This window comes from Rahnella sp. AN3-3W3, from assembly GCF_003263545.1.
Classification (GTDB): Bacteria; Pseudomonadota; Gammaproteobacteria; order Enterobacterales; family Enterobacteriaceae; genus Rahnella; species Rahnella variigena.
This window is the reverse complement of record NZ_JYDG01000032.1, coordinates 61,264-84,094: the sequence shown is the minus strand read 5'-3', so window position 1 is coordinate 84,094 and position 22,831 is coordinate 61,264. Positions and strand designations below refer to the sequence as shown.

The 22,831-nt window shown below is 52.1% G+C and carries 27 protein-coding genes and 1 pseudogene; 17 read left to right on the top strand and 11 right to left on the bottom strand.

The window, feature by feature from the left end:
* Nucleotides 1–165 precede the first annotated feature (165 nt).
* The 3 genes from UC15_RS11080 to UC15_RS11065 all read right to left on the bottom strand — a co-directional run bounded on the left by UC15_RS11080 (nucleotide 166) and on the right by UC15_RS11065 (nucleotide 2,137).
* Nucleotides 166–687, bottom strand: coding sequence for a replication protein P (locus UC15_RS11080; protein ID WP_112288497.1), 522 nt, complete (start codon nucleotides 685–687; stop codon nucleotides 166–168).
* Nucleotides 599–1,543, bottom strand: a complete 945-nt coding sequence (locus UC15_RS11075) for a DnaT-like ssDNA-binding domain-containing protein (protein WP_112288496.1) — start codon at nucleotides 1,541–1,543, stop codon at nucleotides 599–601. Before UC15_RS11075 ends, UC15_RS11080 begins: the two co-directional genes overlap by 89 nt.
* A gap of 372 nt (nucleotides 1,544–1,915) precedes the next feature.
* Nucleotides 1,916–2,137 (bottom strand): hypothetical protein, encoded by a 222-nt coding sequence (locus UC15_RS11065; protein ID WP_112288494.1) that lies wholly within the window; start codon nucleotides 2,135–2,137, stop codon nucleotides 1,916–1,918.
* Between the two features lie 146 nt (nucleotides 2,138–2,283).
* Between UC15_RS11065 and UC15_RS11060 the strand changes: the two genes are divergently transcribed.
* The 13 genes and pseudogenes from UC15_RS11060 (at nucleotide 2,284) to UC15_RS11010 (ending at nucleotide 8,920) form a co-directional block, all read left to right on the top strand.
* Nucleotides 2,284–2,880 carry a helix-turn-helix transcriptional regulator gene (locus tag UC15_RS11060; protein WP_112288493.1) on the top strand — a complete coding sequence of 199 codons (597 nt, stop codon included), beginning with the start codon at nucleotides 2,284–2,286 and terminating at the stop codon, nucleotides 2,878–2,880.
* Nucleotides 2,881–3,177: 297 nt separating this feature from the next.
* Nucleotides 3,178–3,399 (top strand): hypothetical protein, encoded by a 222-nt coding sequence (locus UC15_RS11055; protein ID WP_112288492.1) that lies wholly within the window; start codon nucleotides 3,178–3,180, stop codon nucleotides 3,397–3,399.
* A gap of 13 nt (nucleotides 3,400–3,412) precedes the next feature.
* Nucleotides 3,413–3,547, top strand: coding sequence for a hypothetical protein (locus tag UC15_RS26175; RefSeq protein ID WP_255563936.1), 135 nt, complete (start codon nucleotides 3,413–3,415; stop codon nucleotides 3,545–3,547).
* Nucleotides 3,548–3,557: 10 nt separating this feature from the next.
* Nucleotides 3,558–4,601, top strand: a complete 1,044-nt coding sequence (locus UC15_RS11050; RefSeq protein WP_112288491.1) for a hypothetical protein — start codon at nucleotides 3,558–3,560, stop codon at nucleotides 4,599–4,601.
* Between the two features lie 12 nt (nucleotides 4,602–4,613).
* Entirely contained in the window at nucleotides 4,614–4,901 is a 288-nt protein-coding gene (gene gamL / locus UC15_RS11045; protein WP_112288490.1) for a host nuclease inhibitor GamL, read from the top strand.
* A pseudogene (locus UC15_RS11040) lies at nucleotides 4,901–5,709 on the top strand (PD-(D/E)XK nuclease-like domain-containing protein). The gene gamL and the pseudogene UC15_RS11040 overlap by 1 nt, the downstream one beginning before the upstream one ends.
* Complete coding sequence (locus UC15_RS11035) at nucleotides 5,706–6,719, top strand: RecT family recombinase (protein WP_112288489.1); 1,014 nt, start codon at nucleotides 5,706–5,708, stop codon at nucleotides 6,717–6,719. The pseudogene UC15_RS11040 and the gene UC15_RS11035 overlap by 4 nt, the downstream one beginning before the upstream one ends.
* Before the next feature lie 44 nt (nucleotides 6,720–6,763).
* Nucleotides 6,764–7,039 carry an AlpA family transcriptional regulator gene (locus UC15_RS11030; protein ID WP_112288488.1) on the top strand — a complete coding sequence of 92 codons (276 nt, stop codon included), beginning with the start codon at nucleotides 6,764–6,766 and terminating at the stop codon, nucleotides 7,037–7,039.
* Nucleotides 7,040–7,041: 2 nt separating this feature from the next.
* Complete coding sequence (locus tag UC15_RS11025; protein ID WP_112288487.1) at nucleotides 7,042–7,482, top strand: ASCH domain-containing protein; 441 nt, start codon at nucleotides 7,042–7,044, stop codon at nucleotides 7,480–7,482.
* A complete protein-coding gene (locus UC15_RS11020; protein WP_112288486.1) occupies nucleotides 7,479–7,694 on the top strand; it encodes an ANR family transcriptional regulator in 216 nt (71 codons plus the stop codon). The genes UC15_RS11025 and UC15_RS11020 overlap by 4 nt, the downstream gene beginning before the upstream one ends.
* On the top strand, nucleotides 7,678–7,812 hold the full coding sequence (locus tag UC15_RS26170; RefSeq protein ID WP_255563935.1) for a hypothetical protein: 135 nt from the start codon (nucleotides 7,678–7,680) through the stop codon (nucleotides 7,810–7,812). Before UC15_RS11020 ends, UC15_RS26170 begins: the two co-directional genes overlap by 17 nt.
* Nucleotides 7,812–8,288 (top strand): class I SAM-dependent methyltransferase, encoded by a 477-nt coding sequence (locus tag UC15_RS11015; RefSeq protein WP_112288485.1) that lies wholly within the window; start codon nucleotides 7,812–7,814, stop codon nucleotides 8,286–8,288. Before UC15_RS26170 ends, UC15_RS11015 begins: the two co-directional genes overlap by 1 nt.
* Entirely contained in the window at nucleotides 8,285–8,920 is a 636-nt protein-coding gene (locus UC15_RS11010) for an MT-A70 family methyltransferase (protein WP_112288484.1), read from the top strand. The genes UC15_RS11015 and UC15_RS11010 overlap by 4 nt, the downstream gene beginning before the upstream one ends.
* 11 nt (nucleotides 8,921–8,931) lie before the next feature.
* On the opposite strand, the gene UC15_RS11005 is transcribed toward UC15_RS11010, so the two are convergent.
* The 4 genes from UC15_RS11005 to ycjG all read right to left on the bottom strand — a co-directional run bounded on the left by UC15_RS11005 (nucleotide 8,932) and on the right by ycjG (nucleotide 13,753).
* A complete protein-coding gene (locus UC15_RS11005; protein ID WP_112288483.1) occupies nucleotides 8,932–9,585 on the bottom strand; it encodes a hypothetical protein in 654 nt (217 codons plus the stop codon).
* Nucleotides 9,586–10,785, bottom strand: a complete 1,200-nt coding sequence (locus UC15_RS11000; protein ID WP_112288482.1) for a tyrosine-type recombinase/integrase — start codon at nucleotides 10,783–10,785, stop codon at nucleotides 9,586–9,588. It abuts the gene before it with no gap.
* A gap of 222 nt (nucleotides 10,786–11,007) precedes the next feature.
* Nucleotides 11,008–12,642 carry an ABC transporter substrate-binding protein gene (locus tag UC15_RS10995; protein WP_112288481.1) on the bottom strand — a complete coding sequence of 545 codons (1,635 nt, stop codon included), beginning with the start codon at nucleotides 12,640–12,642 and terminating at the stop codon, nucleotides 11,008–11,010.
* Nucleotides 12,643–12,775: 133 nt separating this feature from the next.
* On the bottom strand, nucleotides 12,776–13,753 hold the full coding sequence (ycjG, locus tag UC15_RS10990) for an L-Ala-D/L-Glu epimerase (RefSeq protein ID WP_112288480.1): 978 nt from the start codon (nucleotides 13,751–13,753) through the stop codon (nucleotides 12,776–12,778).
* A 136-nt stretch (nucleotides 13,754–13,889) separates the two neighbouring features.
* Between ycjG and tpx the strand changes: the two genes are divergently transcribed.
* Nucleotides 13,890–14,393 (top strand): thiol peroxidase, encoded by a 504-nt coding sequence (gene tpx, locus UC15_RS10985; RefSeq protein WP_112288479.1) that lies wholly within the window; start codon nucleotides 13,890–13,892, stop codon nucleotides 14,391–14,393.
* An 84-nt stretch (nucleotides 14,394–14,477) separates the two neighbouring features.
* On the opposite strand, the gene tyrR is transcribed toward tpx, so the two are convergent.
* Complete coding sequence (tyrR, locus tag UC15_RS10980; protein WP_112288478.1) at nucleotides 14,478–16,052, bottom strand: transcriptional regulator TyrR; 1,575 nt, start codon at nucleotides 16,050–16,052, stop codon at nucleotides 14,478–14,480.
* A 266-nt stretch (nucleotides 16,053–16,318) separates the two neighbouring features.
* Between tyrR and xthA the strand changes: the two genes are divergently transcribed.
* Complete coding sequence (gene xthA / locus UC15_RS10975; RefSeq protein WP_112288477.1) at nucleotides 16,319–17,128, top strand: exodeoxyribonuclease III; 810 nt, start codon at nucleotides 16,319–16,321, stop codon at nucleotides 17,126–17,128.
* A gap of 11 nt (nucleotides 17,129–17,139) precedes the next feature.
* Nucleotides 17,140–17,529, top strand: a complete 390-nt coding sequence (locus UC15_RS10970; RefSeq protein WP_369964303.1) for a pyrimidine (deoxy)nucleoside triphosphate diphosphatase — start codon at nucleotides 17,140–17,142, stop codon at nucleotides 17,527–17,529.
* A 133-nt stretch (nucleotides 17,530–17,662) separates the two neighbouring features.
* Here UC15_RS10970 and UC15_RS10965 read toward each other — a convergent pair whose 3' ends face one another.
* The 3 genes from UC15_RS10965 to UC15_RS10955 all read right to left on the bottom strand — a co-directional run bounded on the left by UC15_RS10965 (nucleotide 17,663) and on the right by UC15_RS10955 (nucleotide 20,698).
* On the bottom strand, nucleotides 17,663–17,980 hold the full coding sequence (locus tag UC15_RS10965; protein ID WP_112288475.1) for a DUF1496 domain-containing protein: 318 nt from the start codon (nucleotides 17,978–17,980) through the stop codon (nucleotides 17,663–17,665).
* Complete coding sequence (locus UC15_RS10960) at nucleotides 17,973–19,922, bottom strand: DNA topoisomerase III (RefSeq protein WP_165353129.1); 1,950 nt, start codon at nucleotides 19,920–19,922, stop codon at nucleotides 17,973–17,975. The genes UC15_RS10965 and UC15_RS10960 overlap by 8 nt, the downstream gene beginning before the upstream one ends.
* A gap of 224 nt (nucleotides 19,923–20,146) precedes the next feature.
* Nucleotides 20,147–20,698: an NAD(P)H nitroreductase gene (locus UC15_RS10955; RefSeq protein ID WP_112288473.1), complete on the bottom strand. Its 552-nt coding sequence runs from the start codon at nucleotides 20,696–20,698 to the stop codon at nucleotides 20,147–20,149.
* A gap of 179 nt (nucleotides 20,699–20,877) precedes the next feature.
* Between UC15_RS10955 and sppA the strand changes: the two genes are divergently transcribed.
* Entirely contained in the window at nucleotides 20,878–22,731 is a 1,854-nt protein-coding gene (gene sppA, locus UC15_RS10950) for a signal peptide peptidase SppA (protein ID WP_112288472.1), read from the top strand.
* Nucleotides 22,732–22,831 lie beyond the last annotated feature (100 nt).

Genomic DNA, 22,831 nt, shown 5'->3' with positions numbered 1-22,831 from the left:
GGTAACTATATTCAACATAAAAAACGCGCTTGCTTTCACAAAACGCACCATCGTTAAAACGCTCTGTAACGCACCACAATCGTTTATGGATTCAAATCCATCTAGTTATGTGGCTTTACTGCTTTAAATCGATTCTCAGGGCCGCTGGTTGAAGAATTTCAGCGCTCAGCACTTTTTCTTATCCAGCAAATCCATCCACGCAGGACGGGGACGCGTTTTATTTTCGATTCTGGTGGCCGGTGCCGGCACCTGTTCGCCTGCTGCCAACTTCGCTGCCCAGTCACGGATCTCATTACGCAGCGCTTTATCGACATCAGCCTCTGAAAGGTTGTAACGCACCATGCGCTGGCGCACGGATGTACAGATCCAGTACAGCAGCCAGTTATTGTTGGTCCACGGGAACAGCTCTGCGCTGTCGTAATATCCGCGTTCCCGGCAGTAGCGTTTGAATTCCTTCGCCACGTCTTCGAATGACAGACCAACTGGCACATCGTGTGTCTCACCGATCAGCGACATGAACTCGGCCAGGTCAGGTGCCCACGGGTTCCCATCAATGCACCTGTTGATGCAAGCCTGAGAAATGCGAGCCAGCTGCGCTTCACTGAGACTGCCAATCGCCTGCACCCAGAGTGATGACGGTTCCTGACCGTTCTTCGCTACCCACCGATCCGAGTAGATCTCCCCCATCGTCACCCACAGCTTCCATGTATGGACTTCCAAATTTTGCTTCGTATGCTGCCTCGATTTTCTGGCGTGCCCGAGATTTACCACTGCTGGTTGCTGCTGGTGCTGCCTGTTCATGATGACCACCTTTGGTTGATTTTGAGGTTCGAGAACGGATGACGCTGATACTCACTGCTAGCTTTTGCTCCCACTGTGCTTGATGGAACACCTTTCCCTCGGCCTTCCAGTAATCAACAAATTCTGCCAGCTCTGCTGCCGTATACCCTTTCCCGATAGGTTTCCCCCAAAGGGCTGCTTTTTGCACGAAGTCGGCTTCTGGCATCCACTCACTGAACATCTGAAACTTTCCCAACGGTGATGACCCACCTGCTGGGGGGACTCGGTTATCCAGAATCGAGTTGTGGTTTGCACTTGGTATATCTGAATTTTCATTTTCGCAGAGAGAGGGGTTTACTTTTCCATTCCCTGATCCCTGATCCATTCCTAAAGGTATCCCTCCGGTATCACTACCGTAGTTGTACGGTAGCAACTCCAATCCCCTGATCTTGCTGGGTCTTGGCTTGTTGACCACCTGATGTTTGGCAAAATTACTTATCAGGCCAAAATGCTTGCTGTCGGAGGTGGAAAACAATGTCAAATAACCTTGGTTGGAAAGCTCCCGTAGCATTACCGGAATAGTCACGGATGGTTCCCTTATTGGGAAAACAGCTGCTTTAATCAGTTTCGGATTAGCGTTAAAGAATCCTTCATCATCCGCATAATTCAACAATCCTATCGCCAGCAGACATGCAGCTTCAGAAACTTCGGCCATATCCTCATCCGTCCAGAACTCTGGTTTGATTGTGCGTATACGAGCCATCAGCGAACCTCCGCTAATCTTTCCCGAGCTTCACGCATCGTGGTGGTAATTCGCTTTTGGTATGCGGTTGAGGCTTTGATCCCGCAGGCGACGCAAACGCCATTACTGACAAAGCGTTCTGAGAGGTGACCATGCCTGCATTTCTTACCGGTGTAGAACCGGGTCAAACCCTCACTGGCCGCATCAACACGGCTGATAATCTCCATTAGAGGCTCCATAATGATTGTTGTGTGATATAAGAATGCATGTATTTTTCAGAACGATCAACCGTATTTGGATTTTTGTTACCACTCTGCGAGGCGCCCTTGATTTTCAGGCATAAAAAAACCTCCCGAAGGAGGTTTGCTTAACCTGGTGAAGGCTGAATCTGAATCATTCGTAAAAAAGACCAATGAATTTTTCTTTGGAAACGTCTGCTCCGGCCGTAACGCAAGCCTGATGCAGGTTGCTCATCAACTCGGTGCGCGGCACCTTATTTTTATTAATGAGATGGGATTTTATGTACCCCGGCGTTGTACCCGCATTGGTAGCAACTTGCAGACGATTTTCAGGAGTCAGGCTTAGCCAGAACTTTTTAAAGTCGAAATCGTTCATTTTATCCTCGTTTAAATCGCTATATCGGGTCAATGATTACCCAAAAGGTGCCGTCCTGCAAGCGTGATTACCAAAATGGTGCATTTACCTTTTTGGTAACTTTGATTTAAATAGCATCAACACGTTACCGGAACCCAAAGAAGGCCATGAAAAGCATCCACGAAATTAGAAGAGAAAACCTCAGAACTATCATTCAAAAAGACTTTGACGGTAGGCAGATCCGCATGGCGGAAGCGTTGGGTTTTCAGCCTAATTTGATATCGCGTTGGATGGCGTCGCCGGAGATGGCCAGTGCAAAGAATATTGGCGGAGCATCAGCCCGTAAGATTGAAGCAGCTGCACGCCGACCTGCGTTCTGGCTGGACACTGATCACGCGATGGCTATTGCCACAGACGTTGAGCCGGTAGACGCCAACACGGAGATTGGCATCATCGCAGCCAATAACCTCACAGCGTGGATGCAGGCCAATAAAGAACTCAGGACGCAGGCAGCCGTTGCCGAAAAGGCAGAAGTCGGCCAGTCCACTATTAACCGCCTGCTGAAACGCGAGGCGAGCATTTCGATTAACAACCTGGCTGCCATAGCCGCTGTATTTAACCGCCGCGCATATGAAATGCTGATCCCGCCGCATGATGAGTCAGTCATTCAGTATGACCATAGCCGGTATGCAGCACTGCCAGCGGAAGAAAAAGCCAAGATCAAATCATTCATCGACTTCGTAATGAGCCAAAACAGCAAGTAACTCCCTCTATCTGTGCGCCATGCATCATCATGGCGCTACCATCCTGTACATTCCCTCACCACCAAATAATTACCCTTTTGGTAACTTTATTTCTTGTTAACGATTGACACCACCCGTAAATGAATTTAGATTACCTCCATCGGTTACCGAAATGGTAACCCGCTCTTTAAAAATCAGGATGACATACACCCCCGCAGACGCGGCTTTCATAAGGGAAATTGTATGTGAACTTCAATGTAGTCTCACCGCTGCCCATGCGTGCGTGGGCTTCGGTAAGGCCACAACCGGAGACAGTAAATGAAGCTGATCAATACGCTCACCGGGGAAATCTTCATCGTGCGTCGTCGGGGTTGCGACTACCGCCTTGAGATGTCCTATCCGGACTCGAGCAGCGCAATGACGATGGACGAACGCCAGTTTCTGGCCTTCACCTTCAAACCTGAAGTTGAGGAAATTAAGGAGCCAGATGCACCGGCTCACCCTTTTTATGCCTCAAATAGTTACCAAAACAGTAACTAATTAGGAGCCTGACATGCGTTTCACGATCCAAAACGGTAAACATCTTTTCACCATCAACGGCCATACCCGCGCTTTTGACAGTTTCCGCAGCGGCGTGGAATGGGCGTACACAACAAAAACGGCGATGAAAGTCGCCTGTGAATTTTAAGGACACAGCAATGAGTGAAGAAAAACAATTACCTTCCGTTGTTATCACGGAAGACATGGCGCCGACTCTTTACGTGCCGTTGGGGTTAGACGGATTCCTGGCTGAAATCCGTGAAGCAGTAAACGAGGTTCCCGACCTGAGCACAAAGAAAGGTCGTGACCGTATCGCTTCTCTCGCGGCGTCAGTCAGCCGCAGTAAAACGGTCATTGAAAAGCCGGGGCGTGAGTACCTGAAGCGCCTCAAGGAAGCCGTCAAGCCAGCTGAGGGTGAGCTGAAACGCTTTGTCGATGCGTGTGATGCATTGCGCGACGAGATTCGCCTACCTCTCACCGAGTATGAAAATGCGGAAAAACAGCGAATCGCTGACCTGCAAAACCGGCTTACCTGCCTGCGCAATTCATCACAGGTTGTTGATGAGTTCGGATCCCCTTACCACTCCTCTGAAATCTCGGCCCGCCTGAATGACGTGAAGGTCATCGCCATAGATGAGAGTTGGCTGGAATTAACAGCTGAAGCAGCCGTCGCTAAAGACGCGGCGGTTTCGAAGTTGGAACAGGCCCTCGAGCTGGCGACCAAGCGTGAAGCGGAGGCCGCTGAGCTGGAAAACCTGCGGATTCAGCAGGAAGCACAGCGCCAGAAAGATCTGGAAGCCGCACGGGAAAAAGAAATCGCTGATCGCGTCAAGCGAGAAGCGGATCAGGCGGCTCAAGTAGAACGTGAAGCCTCAGCAAAGCGTGAAGCTGATGCACTGGCAGCCCAGCAAAGAGCTGAGCGAGAAAAGAAAGAAGCTCTGGAAAAGGCAGAGCAGGAAAAACAGCAGGCAATCGCCGCCGAGCAGTTAAGAGCCCAGCAGGCTGAACAGGCTCGATTGGCAGAGCAAAAGCGTATCGCTGATGAAGCCGCTGCCCGCGCTGCAAACGTTGAGCATAAACGCGCGATTAATCAAAAGGCTGTTGCTGATTTGGTCGCTGCCGGAGTTCCTGAAGAATTCGCGATCCTCTGCATCCGTGGCATCGCATCGGGGAAAGTTTTTGCAACCAACATTAATTACTAACAGGTGAATGAAATGAGCTCACACGGAATTAATGAGCAGGTAGAGGAACGCCGCTGGGAACAGAGTTACGCCGACGAGCGCAAAGAAGAAATGCTGACTGAGCGCGCAGCTGAACTGGCTAAAGAGTTGCCCGCCACTTTCTCGGCAGCACTCAGCCCTTTCCTCCAGTTGTCGCACTTCTCTTCTGCAATGTCGAAAGCAGTCTGTTCCGAAGCCTACGAAGAATTGGTGTGGGCCATCTGCATGGAACAGGCAAAAGAAGAATACGACTACCGCTTCTTGATGGGGGAAGAACATTAATGGAACCGGGAATCTATCACGATATTTCAAACGAGGAATATCACAGCGGTGCTGGTGTCAGTAAGTCCCGGCGGTGAACCCCGCCATCTTCCCCTGGAAGAAAACAGCGCCTGTCGATGACGAAAAGCTTAAGGCGCTGGACATGGGTACCGCGCTGCACTGTCTGCTTCTCGAACCGGATGAATTCAGCAGTCGTTTCATTCTGGCGCCGGAGTTTAATAGGCGCACCACCGACGGCAAGGAGCGCGAAAAGCATTTCCTTAAAGACTGTGAAGACACCGGAAAAATCGTCATGGACTTCGAACAGCACAGGAAACTGTCGCTGATGCAGGGCAGCGCAATGGCCTACCCACCGGCGCGCTGGCTGTTGGAGGCGGACGGTTACACAGAGTCTTCGTTTTACTGGCAGGACGATGAAACCGGCGAGCTTTGCCGTTGCCGCCCTGACAAATATCTAAAAGCTCGTCCGGTTATCGCTGACGTGAAAAAGGTTGCTGATATGAGCAGGTTCTCCCGGCACATCGAGGAGTTCCGCTACCACGTGCAGGACGCCATGTACCGCGACGGGTTCTACCAGACCTTCAATGAATATCCCCTCTTCGTCTTCATCGCTGTCAGCGAAACGATCGACTGCGGCCGGTATCCGGTTCGCGTTTTCGAACTGGATACAGAAGACGTGGCAGAAGGTCACCGGCTCTACCGGCGAGATCTGAATACTTTCCATGAGTGCCGAACCAGCAATGCCTGGGGCGGTATTGAAAAAATCCAACGCCCTGCGTGGGCAAGAAAACAGGACGGGTTCCAATGAGCAATAACCTTTCAACACTTACGGCGCCAACTGACATCTCTGCTGGAACCGCGGCGACCATCTTTAGTCCGGAAGCGCTAAACCAACTGGTTAAGTTTGCCGAAATGATGGCAAAGAGTACCGCGACAGTGCCCAAGCACCTCGCCGGTCAGCCTTCTGATTGTCTGGCCGTAACCATGCAGGCCGCGCAGTGGGGTATGAACCCATTCGCAGTAGCGCAAAAAACTCACGTTGTTAATGGCGCGCTCGGTTACGAAGCTCAACTGGTTAACGCTGTGGTTTCCTCATCCAGCCTGCTTACCACGCGCATTAACTACAAGTGGGACGGCGACTGGTCAAAGGTTAACGGAAAAACCGATAAGTCACCTGGTCTGACCGTGAGCGTTTCAGCCACCATTAAAGGAGAGGATGAGCCTCGCATCCTGACGATCAGCATGGCTCAGGCCGGTGTCCGCAACTCACCACTATGGGAGCAGGACCCGAAACAACAGCTCGCCTATCTCTGCACAAAACGCTGGGCGCGACTGCATGCTCCTGATGTTCTGCTCGGTGTCTACACCCCTGACGAACTCACCGAGATGCCGCGTGTTGAACGGGATGTGACGCCAGCGCGCTCAGCGACCAGCCTGAACAACGTGATCAACGGCGTAATTGAAGATAATCCAGCCGAAAACACCGAACTGGTCAGCGAGTTAAGCGGCCTGATCAGTGACTCAATAAAGCTGGAAGAAGCCACGGCAGCTGGGGAGAAGGTTAAAGAAAGCCGTAACCTACTCACCAAAAACGCCTACGAAGAACTGCTGTATGCCGCGAAAGTGAAGTATGCGCGCCTCGACAGCCACCATTTCATCGAAGCAGCGATCAACAGCCTCGACCTCGGTGATGAAGACCGAGCCGCCAAGTTTGCAGCGGTAGAGAAGGAATTGAAAAAGCGGGAACAAAAGCTCGGCACTGAGCTGTTTGAAGCCTTCACCATCACCCTGAACGATCTCCGTCCTGAATTCCAATAACCACCATGCGGGGCAGTCGCTCCGCCCCTCTTGAGGATCAACCTATGAAAGCAGCAGTACGCAAAACCAAACTCTTGAGCATGGTGCCTCTGTCTGAGTACGCCATCGACAAGTTAGAAAAAGCCGGTGACTTTCCGAAGCGCTTTCCGCTCACCAGTCGCGTAGTGGCGTGGGATCAGGAAGAAGTAGAAGCGTGGCTGGATGCGCGCAAGCAGAACCCTGAACTGATCGAGCGTGACCCGTCACTGGCAGCGAAGAACGCCCGCAATCCGAACCACCTGAAGGCGCAGCAGCGCGCCGAAGCCCACGCGGGGATGTGACCATGAAGGCGTTATCTATCCGGCAGCCATGGGCATGGTTGATTGCCAATGGCTACAAAGACATTGAGAACCGCAGCTGGCGCACGAAATACCGTGGGCCGGTGCTCATTCATGCCAGCGCAGCAAAACCTAGCCTTCCGGATTTTTCTGCGGCGCTGGGGATTATGGGCGGGTTGGGTTTACTGGCTGAAATGCCTTCGCGAGACAGTTTTGCTCGCGGTGGCATTGTGGGCATTACCACGATAACCGATAGCGTAGATACGTCACCATCTCCTTGGTTTTTTGGTCCGCAAGGATTCATCCTGGCAGACGGTCGACCGCTGCCGTTCCTTCCTATGAAGGGCAAGCTTTCATTCTTTGAAACCGGTGTCGAGATATCACCTGACACCTATCGAGACCTGATAGCCAGCAACATAAGACGTGGTGTGGGAGGTCTCTCATGACCATCGGTTACATCAACCTGTCAGCACAAGCAGTGGCCGCAGAACAGCGCGGCGACTTTGCCGAGGCTGCGAAACTCTGGGCGGCAGCCAACGCGCTGGCGCATGGCAAAAACGTTTACTGGTCTGACGAACGCGCCAACTTCTGCCGCAAGGCTGAGAAGCGCGCCCGTGTCGGTGCCGGGGAGGCTTTCCAATATGAGCGAGCCAGCTGATAAACCAAAGGCCGAACAGCCTTTACTCGATTACAACCGTGCGGCGGGTAAAAGCCGCAATCTCGCTAAGTTGGCAGAGCTGAAAGCTAAATTCGGTTTGAAGGGGAAGCAATCGTGATGGAAAAAGCAATTCTAGATATGTGCTGCGGATCTCGCATGTTCTGGTTCGATAAAAATGATGACCGCGCTGTATTCAGCGATGTGCGCAGTGAAGAGCACATCTTATGTGATGGGCGTTCATTGGTGATAAGCCCTGATGTTTTAGCCGACTTCCGCCAGTTACCCTTTGCTGATAGCAGCTTTGCCCAGGTTGTATTTGACCCGCCGCATCTTGTGCGTGCCGGTGAAAAAAGCTGGATGCGAAAGAAGTACGGCGTTTTGGACATTAAAACGTGGCGTGAAGATATTTCTGCCGGTTTCCTCGAAGCGTTCAGAGTGCTGCGACCACACGGCACACTTATTTTTAAGTGGAACGAAACGCAGATATCCGTAGCCAAAGTAATCGCGCTGACAAACCAGAAACCAACAATTTGGCAGCGCACCGGCAAAGGCGATAAAACTCACTGGATCCTGTTTTTGAAGGAGTCAGCATGACGTATCAACTGATCTACGCCGACCCGCCTTGGCGTTACGACAACGTGGTCAGCAACGGTGCCGCCGGTAATCACTACGGCACCATGTCGCTTACCGACCTGATGCGCCTGCCGGTCTGGTCAATTGCCGCTGAGAACGCGGTGCTGGCAATGTGGTACACCGGAACCCACAACGCCGAGGCCGTTAAGCTGGCCGAAGCGTGGGGCTTCAAAGTCAAAACGATGAAGGGTTTCACCTGGGTGAAGCTGAACCAGCTGGCAGAGCAGCACATCAATAAAGCGCTGGCCGCCGGTGAGGTTCATGACTTCTACGACTTCATGGATCTGCTGAACACGCAGACGCGCATGAATGGCGGTAACTACACCCGAGCAAACAGTGAGGACATGCTGATCGCTGTGCGCGGTACCGGTCTGGAACGTCTCAGCGCCAGCGTGAAGCAAGTCATCCACTCGCCACTCGGTGAGCACAGCGCGAAACCGTGGGAAGCGCGTCACCGGCTCGAGTTGCTATACGGTGACGTGTCACGCATTGAGCTGTTTGCCCGACAGGAACCGCCGGGCTGGGATGTATGGGGAAATGAGTGCGATAGATCGGTGGATTTAGTTCCAGGAAAAGGGATACCAGTGAATTAACCTTGAAAAAATTAATTCGCTCCTTCTTTTTGCTTTGCCATATCAAATGCCTTAGTTTCTATCCCGATTCTTTTTGCAAGAGTTAAAATGCTAATCTCTCCTGATTTGACATTATCTAAATAACACTCTGCACTGTAGTAGGTATAGGTATAAGCATTAAGTAAAACCATAGCATAGTTTTCTTTACGACTATTACTTAACTTTTTTTCGGCCATTTCAACCATAAGTTTTCTCTTGTTCTCAGCAGCGTGAGATAGATGCATGTATGTCTTTGTTAAGTTGTCTCTTTGCTGATCGGATAGACTTGTGACAATAGATGGGTAAAGACTATCGAAACACATAGTTACAGCTTCAACCGTTATGTCAAAATCAACTCTATCACCATCACAAACGTAGTAATCGTCATAAAATTTCATGCAATTTTTAATTCCTTCGAAAGCATTATTTTTTATATCAGAGACTTCATACTTAATGCATTTCAACTTATTGGATTTTTCATTTTTCTTTCCAAGTGCATCTTTTAAAGCGTTTAAAGAAAAACCCAATGCCACACCACCTAAACCTGAAATAACAGGGATTGCGGACTTTAATCCTGAAGAAGCATTTAAAGAATCCCTAATTCCGTTTAACGTAAGGGAAATATTAAAGAGTAAATCGCTATCCATTTATTTTTCCTTTTCAATCCACCCATCCACCATATCCGCCCACTGCTGCAACATGTCCCTGCGCTGCTCCGCGTATTCTGCTTTGTTGTAGACTGCGCGGACGCCGCGCTGCTCATGCGCCAGGCACTTCTCTATCCAGTCAGTATTAAATCCCGCCTCATGTAGTAGCGTTGACGCCGTCCGGCGCAAGTCGTGGACGGTGAAATGCTCAAGCTCAATTCCCTGCTTAACCCCCATCATTTTTATTGCGTTCCTGATCAGAGCATTCAATGCGGAATCTGAAAGCGGAGAGTCGTCACTGAACCTTCCTGGGTGAATGTACGCGGCGTTACCGTATATAACATTCAATCCGACCAAGATGTCGTATGCCTGATCTGACAAATAAACAACATGCGCCCGCGACATCTTCATCAGCGGTGCGGGAATGGTCAGTGTTCTTTTCTCAAAATCAACCATGTCCCAATTAGCAAGAACGAGTTCACTTTTCCTGAGCATGGTCAGCAGGAGAAGTTTTAACAACATGCGCATTGATGGAGCATGCCCTGTACAATTGATCCCGTTGAAGAACTGGCCGAGTTCCCTTTCGGTGAGCGTCCTATCTCTTGGCTTGAATTTAGCAATGCTTCCCGCCCGAATTCTGTCGGCTGGGTTATCACCCTCATATCCCCTATCCTGCGCGAACCTGAATACTTTACCGACAATGTCTCTGATCAGTAACCCAGTTGATGGGGCCCCAGCATCCCTAACCTTTTCGCAATGTTCTCTCAGCGTGCTGGGGGTGATCTCTTTAAGGTGCATCTTGCCGTAAACAGGAATGATATGTTTCTTCATCGTGGCGGTACGCAGAGCCATAGTGGATGGGGCAATATCCCACTGCTTAAACCATGCATCAGCGTAATCAGAAAACCGGGTCGCATTCCGGACGCTGGATTTTCCCTGCCTCTTCTTAACGGATGGTGACACACCGGCCTCTACCATCTTTTTGGCTTCGTTAAGTTTCTCTCTGGCCTCAGCCAGAGTAATTCCATCCGAACCGTATTTACCGATCGTCAGCGTCTCCCGGCGGCCATTGATACGGTAGTCATATCGAAAGCTGACGGTACCGCCAGGGGACACGGCAACATACAGGCCGTCTCTGTCTGAAACCTTGTACAGCTTGGCCTGCGGCTTGAGGCTCTTTAATTTTGTGTCAGTGAGCATGGTATTTTCCCAGGGTTCAATACCGTCATTGTTTACCTAAATGGTGCCGGTATAAGAGCGACAAACTTACTCTGAAAAATAAATACCGTCAAAAAAACCGACGGTAAAATGATGCTCTCTGCAATCGCGTTCAATCGTTAAAAAGAAAAAGAGCGCCGTCAATACTGGGCGCTCTGTGTATTTCAAAATCGTGGTCAATCGTTAAAAAGCTCTGGTATATAATTAGTGCTTCAGGATGTACATTTCCTGACTGTAAGCGACGTCTTCCGGATTGGTGATCGGGTATCCTTTCACCCACGGTTTGATCAAGCGCCCGTTGGTGTACTGATAAATCGGCGCAATCGGCGCTTCTGTGGCGATGATCTGCTCGGCCTTATTGTAATCATCATTGCGCCGTGCTTCGCTGGTTTCACGGCTGGCATCGGCAATGACTTTGTCGTAATCCGCACTGCTGAATTTGCTGATATTGCCGTTGTGCGTGGAGGTCAGCAGCGACAGAAACGTCGAGGCTTCGTTGTAATCTCCGACCCATGAAGCGCGGATCACATCAAAATTGCCGGTATTACGGCTGTCGATATACGTTTTCCATTCCTGATTCACCAGCTTCACGTCCGCACCCAGCGTCTTTTTCCACATTGATGCGACGGCGATGGCAATCTTCTGATGGCTTTCAGACGTGTTGTACAGCAGCGTCAGATGCAACGGTTTTGACGGGCCATAACCTGCCGCCGCCAGCAGGCTTTTTGCCTGTGCATTCAGCTCTTCCTGTGAATACTGTTGCAGCTCGCTTTCCGCGGGTTTGAAACCACTGGTGACGTCGGGGGTAAAACGCCACGCCGGTTTTTCGCCGGTGCCCAGTACTTTTTCCGCGATGATTTTACGGTCAATACTCAGGGAAAGCGCCTTGCGAACGCGCGCGTCGTCTGTCGGTGCGCGCTTCGTGTTGAAAGCGTAATAGTAAGTGCCGAGCTGATATGGCGTGTAAACCTGGCCCGGTAAATCATGCATCAGCTTTTTGTACTGGTCTTTTGGGAAGGATTCGGTGATATCAATATCGTTGGCCAGATAACGCTTAGTGGCGTTGGACTCTTTGTTGATTGGCACGAAAGTGACTTTGGTCAGCACGGTGTGCGCGTGATCCCAGTAATGCGGATTGGGCTCAAGCACCAGTTTTTCGTTCACCACGCGGTCTTTCAGCACATACGCGCCGTTACCGACCAGATTGCCCGGTTTAGTCCAGTCATCGCCAAACTTTTCTACCGTAGTTTTATGCACAGGGAACAGGCTGAAGTTCGCCAGCAGGCTGACAAAATACGGTACGGGTTTATCCAGCGTGACACGTAAAAGCGTCGGGCTGACGGCGGTCACGCCCAGTTTATCCACCGGCATTTTTCCGGCGATGATGGCATCGGCGTTAGAAATTCCGGCCAGCGCAGCGAACCAGGCACCGGTCGCGGAACCTTTAGGATCGACCAGACGCTGCCAGCTGTAGACGAAATCCTGCGCCGTGACCGGATCACCGTTCGACCATTTGGCATCTTTGCGCAGGGTGAAAAGGAAGACCTGGTTGTTCTGGTTTTGCCAGCTTTCGGCGACGCCCGGAATACTTTTACCGGTCGCGTCCTGATTCACCAGCCCTTCGAACAAATCGCGGGCGACCTGTGCCTCAGGTAAACCCACCACTTTCGCAGGATCAAGCGACGCGGGTTCGTCTTTAATGTGACGGACAATTTCCTGTTTTGCGGCGAGTTGGGTACCGGCGGGAACCTGAGCGGCGTTAGCCTGACCGAAAGTCAGCGCCACCAGCGCAGCGCATACGGAATAAGATAAAAGCGGAAATGATTTTCCCTGCGGCATAAATTCTCCTGAACGGACAAAGGGCTGCGCCCTGAAACATTCAGGAGTTTTATCATTACCTGCCGTAATCCCCTATAAGAAATCATTACAGATTTGCCTTCGCGCACAAAACCGCATTATCTGGGGATAAAATTCAGGCAGAACCGGCAATATCAATGCCGCCGCAATGAAACTTCAGTGCGGGTTCGACATCCTGCGCCAGCCAGGTCGGGCCATCGAGATCGACAAATTTTGCGCCGGCGGTCAGCGGAAGTGCCGCGCGAATCGCGCGCGAAGTGCACAACATGCAGCCAAGCATAATATCGAATCCCGTTTCACGCGCCGCCTGCGCCAGCTGAAGTGCGCCAGTCAGACCGCCCGTTTTGTCCAGCTTAATGTTGATCATGTCATAACGATTTTTCAGGGCAGGCAAACCCTCCACGGTATGGCAGCTTTCGTCAGCACAAATCGGCAGAGGATGGATGAAGTTTTCCAGCGCGGAATCTTCACCTGCCGGAAGTGGCTGTTCGAGCATCAGAATGCCCAGATCGGCCAGCAACTGACAACGTGCCGCGAGCCCGTCGCTTTGCCAGGCTTCGTTGGCATCGACAATCAGCGAAGCATTTGGAACGGCGGCGCGAACAGCCACCAGACGTTCGGCGATCAGACGATCGTCGAGTTTTATTTTCAGCAAAGTTGCGCCCTGCTTTTGCAGCGCCAGCGCGGCTTGTGCCATTGCTTCCGGCGTGCCAATGCTCACAGTCTGCGCCATGCTGATTGAAGCCAGGGGTTCGGTAGCAGTCAGTTGCCATAAATTCAGGCCGCGGGTCTGAGATTCCAGATTCCACAGCGCGCAGTCGAGCGCGTTTCTCGCAGCGCCTGCTGGCAGCAAATGTTGCAGCTGTTCGCGACTGGCGCCCCGCTCAATGGCTGTTATCACGCTGGCGATTTGTGCCATCACGGAGCTTTCGCTTTCGTCATAACGCGGATACGGCGTGCATTCGCCAATGCCGCGAATACCATTTTCTTCGATTTCAACTGCCACAACGCGGGCTTCGGTGCGGGTTCCGCGGGAGATCACAAACGGCGTATGTAACGGCCAGGCTTCCGGATAAAAGCGAACACTTCTCATAGCGTCTCCAATAGTGAAATGCGCCTTGTGGGATACAATCAATAGATACAAGTAATTAACAAATATTCTATATCCAACATAGCATTGTTACCCTAAACTGAAAGCCGTTTGACTCCAATGGACATAGGAAATAATCATGACCCAGACAGTACACTTTCAGAGCAACCCGGTAACCGTTGCGGGCAAAGTCCCACAAAAAGGCGACGTCGCCAAGCCTTTCAGCCTGGTCGCAAAAGACCTTTCTGATGTCAGCCTGAGCAGCTTCGCAGGCAAACGTAAAGTCCTGAACATTTTCCCAAGCATTGATACCGGCGTCTGCGCCACCTCCGTGCGTAAATTCAACCAGCTGGCGGGTGAAATTGAGAACACAGTCGTGCTGTGCATCTCTTCTGATCTGCCATTCGCGCAGTCACGTTTCTGCGGTGCAGAAGGTCTGTCTAACGTTGTTACGCTGTCTACCCTGCGTGGCGGTGATTTCAAATCTGACTACGGCGTGGGTATCACCGATGGCGCATTGTCTGGTCTGACTGCCCGTGCGGTTGTGGTTCTGGATGGTCAGGACAACGTGCTGTACAGCGAACTGGTGAACGAAATCACCACTGAACCTGATTATGAATCTGCGCTGGCTGTGCTGAAGTAATTTCTGCTTTCACAGGCAACAGATGAAAAAAAGCAACGGCGCTATCCGTTGCTTTTTTATTGGGCGCAGTTTCTGAGAAGAAAATTACTCTTCGCTTTCGCCCGTTTCACCGCGACGGCTGCTGAGCCCGTATTCCCGCAGCTTATTAGCGATGGCCGTATGCGATACGCCCAGACGCTTCGCCAGTTTACGCGTACTCGGATAAGTGCGGTAAAGACGGGTCAGCACGGAACGTTCGAAACGTTTGCTGATATCGTCGAGTGAACCGTTCAGCGCTTCTTCACCAATCGTCACTTCTGCGTCAAAGTCCGGCAGAACGATATCCTGCGGTCGCAGCTCGCCACCTTCCAGCTGTGTCAGTGCGCGGTAAATCGCATTTTTGAGCTGACGGACGTTGCCCGGCCAGCCGTAATGCGTCAGGTAATTCGCCAGCTGTGACGACAGTTTTGGCCGCGGCATTCCCTGTTCATCGGAGAAACGCGCCACAAACAGTTCGGTCAGCGGCATCACATCAGCAGGACGCTCGCGTAACGGCGGCAGCGTCAGGCTCAGCACGTTCAGGCGGTAATACAAATCCTCCCTGAATTCGCCACGCTGCACCAGTTCCACCAGGTTTTTCTGGGTGGCGCACATCACGCGAACATCTACTTTCACTTCATGCTCTTCGCCCACACGACGAAACGTGCCGTCATTGAGGAAACGCAGCAGTTTAATCTGCATTCTCGGTGACATTTCACCAATTTCATCCAGCAGCACCGAACCGCCATTGGCCTGCTCAAAGAAGCCTTTTTTACCTTCCAGCGCATTCGGATAGGCACCGGCGGCATAGCCAAACAGTTCGCTTTCCACCACGTCATCTGGCAGCGACGCACAGTTAAGGCCAAGGAATGGCTTTTTGCCGCGTGCGCTGCGCACATGGCAGGCATGAGCCAGTAAATCTTTGCCGGTGCCGGTATCGCCGACAATCAGCAGCGGCGCGTCCAGCATCGCGAGTTTGCGCGCCTGATCCAGTACGTGACGCATTTTGGTGCTGACGGCGACGATGTGGTCGAATTCGCTGTCGTCGTTAACTGTTAAGTCCTGCAACTGACGGCCCATGCGGGCAGCCGATTTGAGCATCACCACGGCACCGGCAATGCCACCTTTACCGTCTTCATCGTCTACATGGATCGGCGTCAGATCCATGAGGAAATCCTGGCTGCGGATCACAATACGCTCTGAGTGCGGCTGTGCATTTTCGCTTTCCAGCCAGCGCGTGACGTTGTAACCGGTGATCAGGTTAGCCGCCGTCACGTTGCGGATTTTATCTTCATCGAGTTCAAATAAGGCCATCGCAGCCGGATTGGCCTGCTCGACTTTGCCTTTCATATCAATGGAAAAAACCGGTTCCGGCATGGAAACCAGTAAAGCGCGTAATGCCCGATGCTCGCGTTCAGAAGGCATGAACGTGACGGTGCGGACATCCGTCACGCCTTCGATACGGCGGATTTCAGCCATCAGGGCGCGAAAAGTGTCAAAATCCAGTTGGGAAAAATTCAGGTAAATGCGGCCAATCGAGGCAATCTCGATACCACGTAAATCAATACTGCGTAAAACCAGTAAATCGAGGAGTTCACGGGTGAGACCCAGGCGGTCTTCGCAAAAAACTTCCAGACGCATCAGTGTTGACCTTTTTCTGCCGGTGCGGAAATCGCTACAGGCATAATACTCTTTCATGTACACGGGAAGAAGAGACTGTCACGAAAAGTTGACAAAATAATTCTCCGAATGAAATCCATTTGCCATAAATTTCAGGCAGACGTTGTGCTTTTACAGACGTTTATTCTGGCTGTTGAAACCTGATTGTCATTCATCGCGATTTCGCCATTACGCCCTTTTTCTGCTACTATCGCGCTTCTGATTTCATCGCCAAATGGTTCCCGACTATGAAGTTCGTCTCCTTTAATATCAATGGATTGCGCGCCCGCCCGCATCAGCTTGCGGCAATTATCGAACAACACCAGCCTGACGTGATCGGTTTGCAGGAAACCAAAGTCCATGACGACATGTTCCCGCTTGAAGATGTCAGTCAGTACGGTTATCACGTGTTTTATCACGGCCAGAAAGGCCATTACGGCGTTGCCATGCTGACGAAGCAGGAACCGGTGGCTGTACGCCGTGGTTTCCCGGGTGATGACGAAGAGTCTCAGCGCCGTATCATCATGACCGACATCGAAACGCCACAGGGCATTCTGACCGTGATCAACGGTTACTTCCCGCAGGGCGAAAGCCGCGACCATCCGACCAAGTTCCCGGCCAAAGAGAAGTTTTATCGCGATTTGCAGGATTACCTGACCACCAGTTTGTCCGTGAATAATCCGGTAGTGGTGATGGGTGACGTGAATATCAGCCCGACCGATCTGGATATCGGTATCGGTGAAGACAGCCGTAAACGCTGGCTGCGCACCGGCAAATGTTCTTTCCTGCCGGAAGAACGTGAATGGATGGATCGCCTGAAAGGCTGGGGTCTGATTGACACTTTCCGCGCCGCGAACCCTGAAACTGCCGATAAATTCTCATGGTTTGATTACCGTTCACGCGGCTTCGATGAGAACCGTGGTCTGCGTATTGACCTTATTATGGCAAGTACGCCGCTGGCGGCACGTTGCACTGCGACTGGCATCGATTACGACATTCGCGGCATGGAAAAGCCGTCTGACCATGCGCCAATCTGGGCGACGTTTGACCTGAAATAATGACCATGACGATGATTGACGTGGTCGCCGCCCTGATTGAGTACGAGGGCAAATTGCTGCTCGCCCGTCGGGATGCGTCCAGCGATCAGGCTGGTTTATGGGAATTCCCCGGCGGGAAAGTGGAAGCCGGAGAAAGTCAGCCTTCTGCTCTAGTGCGCGAGTTGCAGGAAGAATTGGGTATCAAGGCCACGGTGGAAGAATTCATCGCCACCAGCGAATTACAGCAACCCGCCAGGCTGATTCGTTTGCACGGCTGGCGGGTCAGCGGATTTACGGGGACGATTACGTTACAGTGTCACTCTGAAATCTGCTGGGTTGCGCCCGACGACGTGCTGTCGTTTGATCTGGCACCTGCGGATATTCCGTTGATCGAGGCGTATCTGGCGAAATTCGCCGTGTAGCTGTATCAACCCTTCAAACAAAAAGGCGCGAAACTGGAAACAGTCCGTGCCTTTTCTTTATCAGAAGTATCGAGAAATCAGAAGCCTTGAGAAAATCAGAGGTCTTGAGAAAAGCAAGAGCTTTAAGAAAGTCTTATTTCCTCAACACTTCCCATTTGAGTGCATTGGTACCAACCACATTCGGGTCGCGTGAACATTGCAACACTACGCTGTCCGCCGTCACTACCGCGCCTTCGCTGTAACTCTGGTTATTGTAGATGCAGCAGTTATGGCAGGTCGGCGCACTGTTATTGTTGTTGCTGCCGCTGTTTTCCCAGATTTGCGGCGGCAGCGGCACCACGACATCTGCGCCGTTACCGATATTACTGCGGTTTGCCATCGCCGGTGCAGACAGCAGCGCGGAACCGGCCAGTAACACCATCAGCACATTTCTCACCAGTACATTATTCATCACTGTTTGCTTCCTTCCCTTTAGTGCTCGCTTTACGGCGTTTGGGGGCGCTTTTGCCTTTCGCCGCAGCGGCCGCCGGTTTGGAAGGCAGACTGCGGAATGCCGAAGACACCCGGTTTGTTTTGGCCTGCATGATGAGATTCTGCAACGTCGCGACCAGCGGTTGCATGAAGTCCTGATAACGGCAGCTCTTTTCACTGATACGCGTCAGCGTTGATTCCCAGTCAGCGGTCATATCTGGCCGCCCTGCAATATCCGGCAGCGAGTGGATCAGTGCGCGCCCGGTATCGCTGGAATGAATATAGCGCCCTTTCTTGTATAAAAATTCACGACGGAACAGCAGCTCGATAATCCCGGCACGCGTGGCTTCTGTGCCCAAACCGTCCGTCGCACGCAGGATTTTTTTCAGTTCTTTATCCTGCACAAAACGCGCGATCCCGGTCATGGCAGAAAGCAGTGTGGCATCGGTAAACGGTCGTGGTGGCTGAGTTTGTCTTTCAACCACTTCCCCGCGCTCGCATAACAATTCGTCACCTTTGGCGACCACTGGCAGCGGCGTGCCTTCGTTTTCTTCGTCGCGTTCTTTACTGCCCAGCAAAGTACGCCAGCCCGCTTCCGCCAGGAAACGCGCCTTGGCGATAAACTTTCCGCCCGCGATATCCAGATCGATAACGCATTTGCGATACACCGCATCCGGGCAAAACTGCATCAGATACTGACGTGCCACCAGACCGTAAATTTTGCGTTCGTCTTCGGTCAGATTCACGTTACTGCTGCGCGCAGTCGGGATAATCGCATGGTGAGCATCAACCTTTTTGTCGTCCCAGCACCGGTTGCGTATATCGGTATCCACCACCGGTTGCGGCATCAGATCCGGCCGGTGAACGCCGATGGCGTTGATGACAGAATGACGACCGGCAAAATGCTCCTCTGGTAGATATCGGCTATCCGAACGAGGATACGTAATCAATTTGTGCGTTTCATACAATTTCTGACAGATATCAAGAATTTGCTGAGCACTCAGACCAAAGGCTTTCGAACCTTCAATTTGCAATGTAGAAAGCGAAAACGGCAGCGGAGCAATATCATTTTCACGTTTATCATTATAGCCGGTGACCATCGCCGGTTGTCCGGCAATACGCGCCACCACGTGGTCGGCCAGCGGACGATGCAACAAACGCCCTTCTTCATCCTGATACGGCTCGCAAGAATCGCTCGGCTGCCACAGCGCTATAAAACGCTCGTCGGCAGGCGTGACGATATGCGCTTTCACTTCAAAGAAATCTTTCGGCACGAAGTTTTCGATGTCTTCGTCGCGGCGCACCACCAGCCCGAGAACCGGCGTTTGCACACGCCCGACGGACAGCACGCCGTTATAGCCCGCGTTGCGGCCAAGAATGGTATAAGCGCGGGTCATGTTGATGCCGTAAAGCCAGTCCGCGCGGGCACGGGCCAGCGCAGAAACGCATAGCGGAATGAAATCGCGGTTATCACGCAGGCGATCAATGGCACGTTCGACGGCCTGCGGGTTGAGATCGTTTATCAGACAGCGCTGGGTCGCGTGACGTTTTTCCGGCGTCAGTTCCAGATAATCCAGCACTTCATCCACCAGCAACTGCCCTTCGCGATCCGGGTCACCGGCGTGGACGACCTGCGTCGCCTCGAGCAACAGGCGTTTAATGACATTAAGTTGTTTGGCGACGGAAGAACGCGGCTGAAGCTGCCACTTTTCAGGAATAATAGGTAAATCTGCCAGCGACCAGCGCGCAAAACGGCTGTCGTAAGCGTCGGGCTGAGCCTGTTCGAGTAAGTGGCCGACGCACCAGGTAACAACCTGATCGTTACCGCAGGCAATATACCCGTCGCCGCGGCGATGAGGTTTTGGCAGGACATCCGCAATGGCGCGGGCAAGGCTGGGTTTTTCCGCAATGAACAAACGCATCAGGCCGTACCTGCCTGCGGGGTGATCGCTGTAAAGATTTCCATTATCCCATCCTTCATTTCACTACGTCCTCATCATGCAGAGGTGGCTATGTTAGCCGCTGGCGGCGCAATTAGTAAGACGGATAGAAGGATCCGCAGCGATGGTCGCTCAAATAGGCAGCAAAAACCGGTTTTATCGGAAAAGGCCGATGTAAACCGGTTAATTTACGAACGGATGAATTTTTAAAAATGAGTCACAAAAGGGGTGCTGTCAGCCGGGATCACCTGCAAATTCGCTTTCAGTTGCGGTGTACCGAGATACAGGAAACCGACAATTTTATCGTTTTCACCGCACTTGAAAGCCTTGCGCACATCCGCATGTTCAGTCCATGCGCCGGTACGCCAGATGCCGTTGAAACCCTGCGCCAGCGCCGCCATCTGCATGGCGTGAACAGCGCAACCGGCGGAAAGCAACTGTTCCCACTGCGGCACTTTCGGGCTTTCTTTACAGGCCGCGATAACGGTAATGATTTGCGGCGCACGCAATGGCGCCTGCGTGGCTTTCTCAATGGCTTTTTCATCCGCACCATCTTTAATGGCGGCAGCACGCAACACTTCACTAAAACGGGTCAGCCCGTCGTTCTCTGCAATCACGAAACGCCAAGGTTGCAAGGCACCGTGGTCTGGCGCGCGCATACCGGCGTTGATGATGTTTTGCAGCGCCTCGCCAGCCGGCGCAGGAGCAGCCAGACGGGAAGCGGAACGGCGGTTAAGTAACAAGTCCAAAGCGTCCATTTTAATCTCCTGAGAATAATTGCTATTTACCTTACGTTAACATAGCCGCTACGCCTTTTTCCAACGCATCAGGCGCTTTCAGATAATGCGTCGTTGCCAAATCCTGACATGATTTAAAGCTGACTTTTTTCCGGCGTGTCATTAGGATAGCGATACTTAACTGTCTTGTTGGAGAGACCATGCGCACATTGTGGCGAATTATCGCCGGTTTTTTTAAGTGGACCTGGCGTCTTCTTAATTTCGTCAGAGAATTCATTCTCAACGTTTTCCTTATTCTGATCATTCTGGCTGGCGTGGGCATCTGGTACGCCGTGCAGGACAAACCCGTCGACACCACCAAAGGCGCGCTGCTGGTTGACCTGAGTGGTTCAGTGGTGGATAAGCCTTCGGTGAATAATAAAGTCCGTCAGTGGGGCCGCGAATTACTGGGCACGTCGAGCAGCCGTTTGCAGGAGAATTCCCTGTTTGATCTGGTCGATACCCTTCGCGCCGCGAAAGATGACAAAAACGTCACCGGCATTGTTTTGCAGCTGACCGATTTCACCGGCACTGACCAGGCCTCTATGCAATATATTGGCAAGGCGCTGCGTGAGTTCCGTGACGCGGGTAAACCGGTTTATGCCATCGGCGACAGCTATAACCAGTCGCAATATTATCTGGCGAGCTACGCCAACAAAATCTACATGTCGCCACAAGGCGCGGTGGACTTGCACGGTTTTGCGACCAACAATCTGTATTACAAATCCCTGCTTGAGAAGCTGAAAGTCACGACCAACATTTTCCGCGTCGGAACCTATAAATCCGCCGTTGAACCGCTGATCCGTGACGATATGTCCCCTGCAGCACGCGAAGCAGACAGTCGCTGGATTGGTGGATTGTGGGCCAACTATCTGAACACCGTGTCGGCAAACCGTCAGATTACGCCTGAACAATTGTTCCCTGGCGCGGCGGGTGTATTAGCGGGTATGCAGGCTACGGGTGGCGATATGGCGCAATACGCGCTGAAAGCAAAACTGGTGGATGCGCTGGCTTCACGTAACGAAGCGGATAACGAGATGGTGAAAGCCTTTGGCTGGAATAAAGACACCAAAGACTTTAACTACACCAGCATCTACGATTATTCGCCGAAACCAAAAACGGGCAATAACGATCCGCAAATCGCGGTGATCTTCGCGACCGGTGCGATCAATGACGGTGAAGAACAACCGGGTGCAGTCGGTGGCGACACAACCGCGCAGCAGATTCGTGATGCCCGTCTGGATCCGAAAGTGAAAGCGATTGTCTTACGCGTTAACAGCCCGGGCGGCAGCGTCAGTGCCTCTGAAGTGATCCGCTCTGAACTGGCTGCTGCGAAAGCCGCAGGCAAACCAGTGGTGGTTTCCATGGGCGGTATGGCGGCATCCGGCGGTTACTGGATTTCAACACCAGCGAACTACATCATCGCCAGCCCGAGCACCCTCACCGGCTCCATCGGTATCTTTGGCGTGATCAACACGTATCAGAACACGCTGGATTACGCAGGCGTTCACACTGACGGCGTGGCAACATCGCCGCTGGCGGATATTGCCTCCACCAAAGCGCTGCCACCTGAGTTCTCGCAGATGATGCAGTTGAACATCGAGAATGGTTATAAAACCTTCCTCGGTCTGGTTGCCGACTCACGCCACAAAACGCCTGAAGAAATCGACCAGATTGCGCAAGGCCACGTGTGGATTGGTTCTGATGCCAAGGCCAATGGCCTGGTGGATGAGTTGGGTGATTTCGATGACGCCGTGAAAAAAGCCGCTGATCTGGCGAAGCTGTCGAAATGGCAGCTGAACTGGTATGTCAGCGAGCCAAGCCTAAGCGACCTGGTGTTCTCACAAGTGAGTGCATCCGTTCATGCCATGCTGCCAGCGGCGATCCAGGCTTATCTGCCTGCGCCGGTGAGCAAAATGGCGATGGAGCTGAAATCCCAGGCTGACCTGTTCAGCAACATGAATGACCCGCAAAACCGTTACGCACTTTGCCTGACCTGTGGTGATGTGAAGTAACGTTCCGTTTTTGGGATTAAGCGGAATAAAGTTGGATAAAGATTCGCCCTAATTCACTGCCCGGAGTGCTCACTGAGAGCTCCGGGCTTTTTTATGGTGG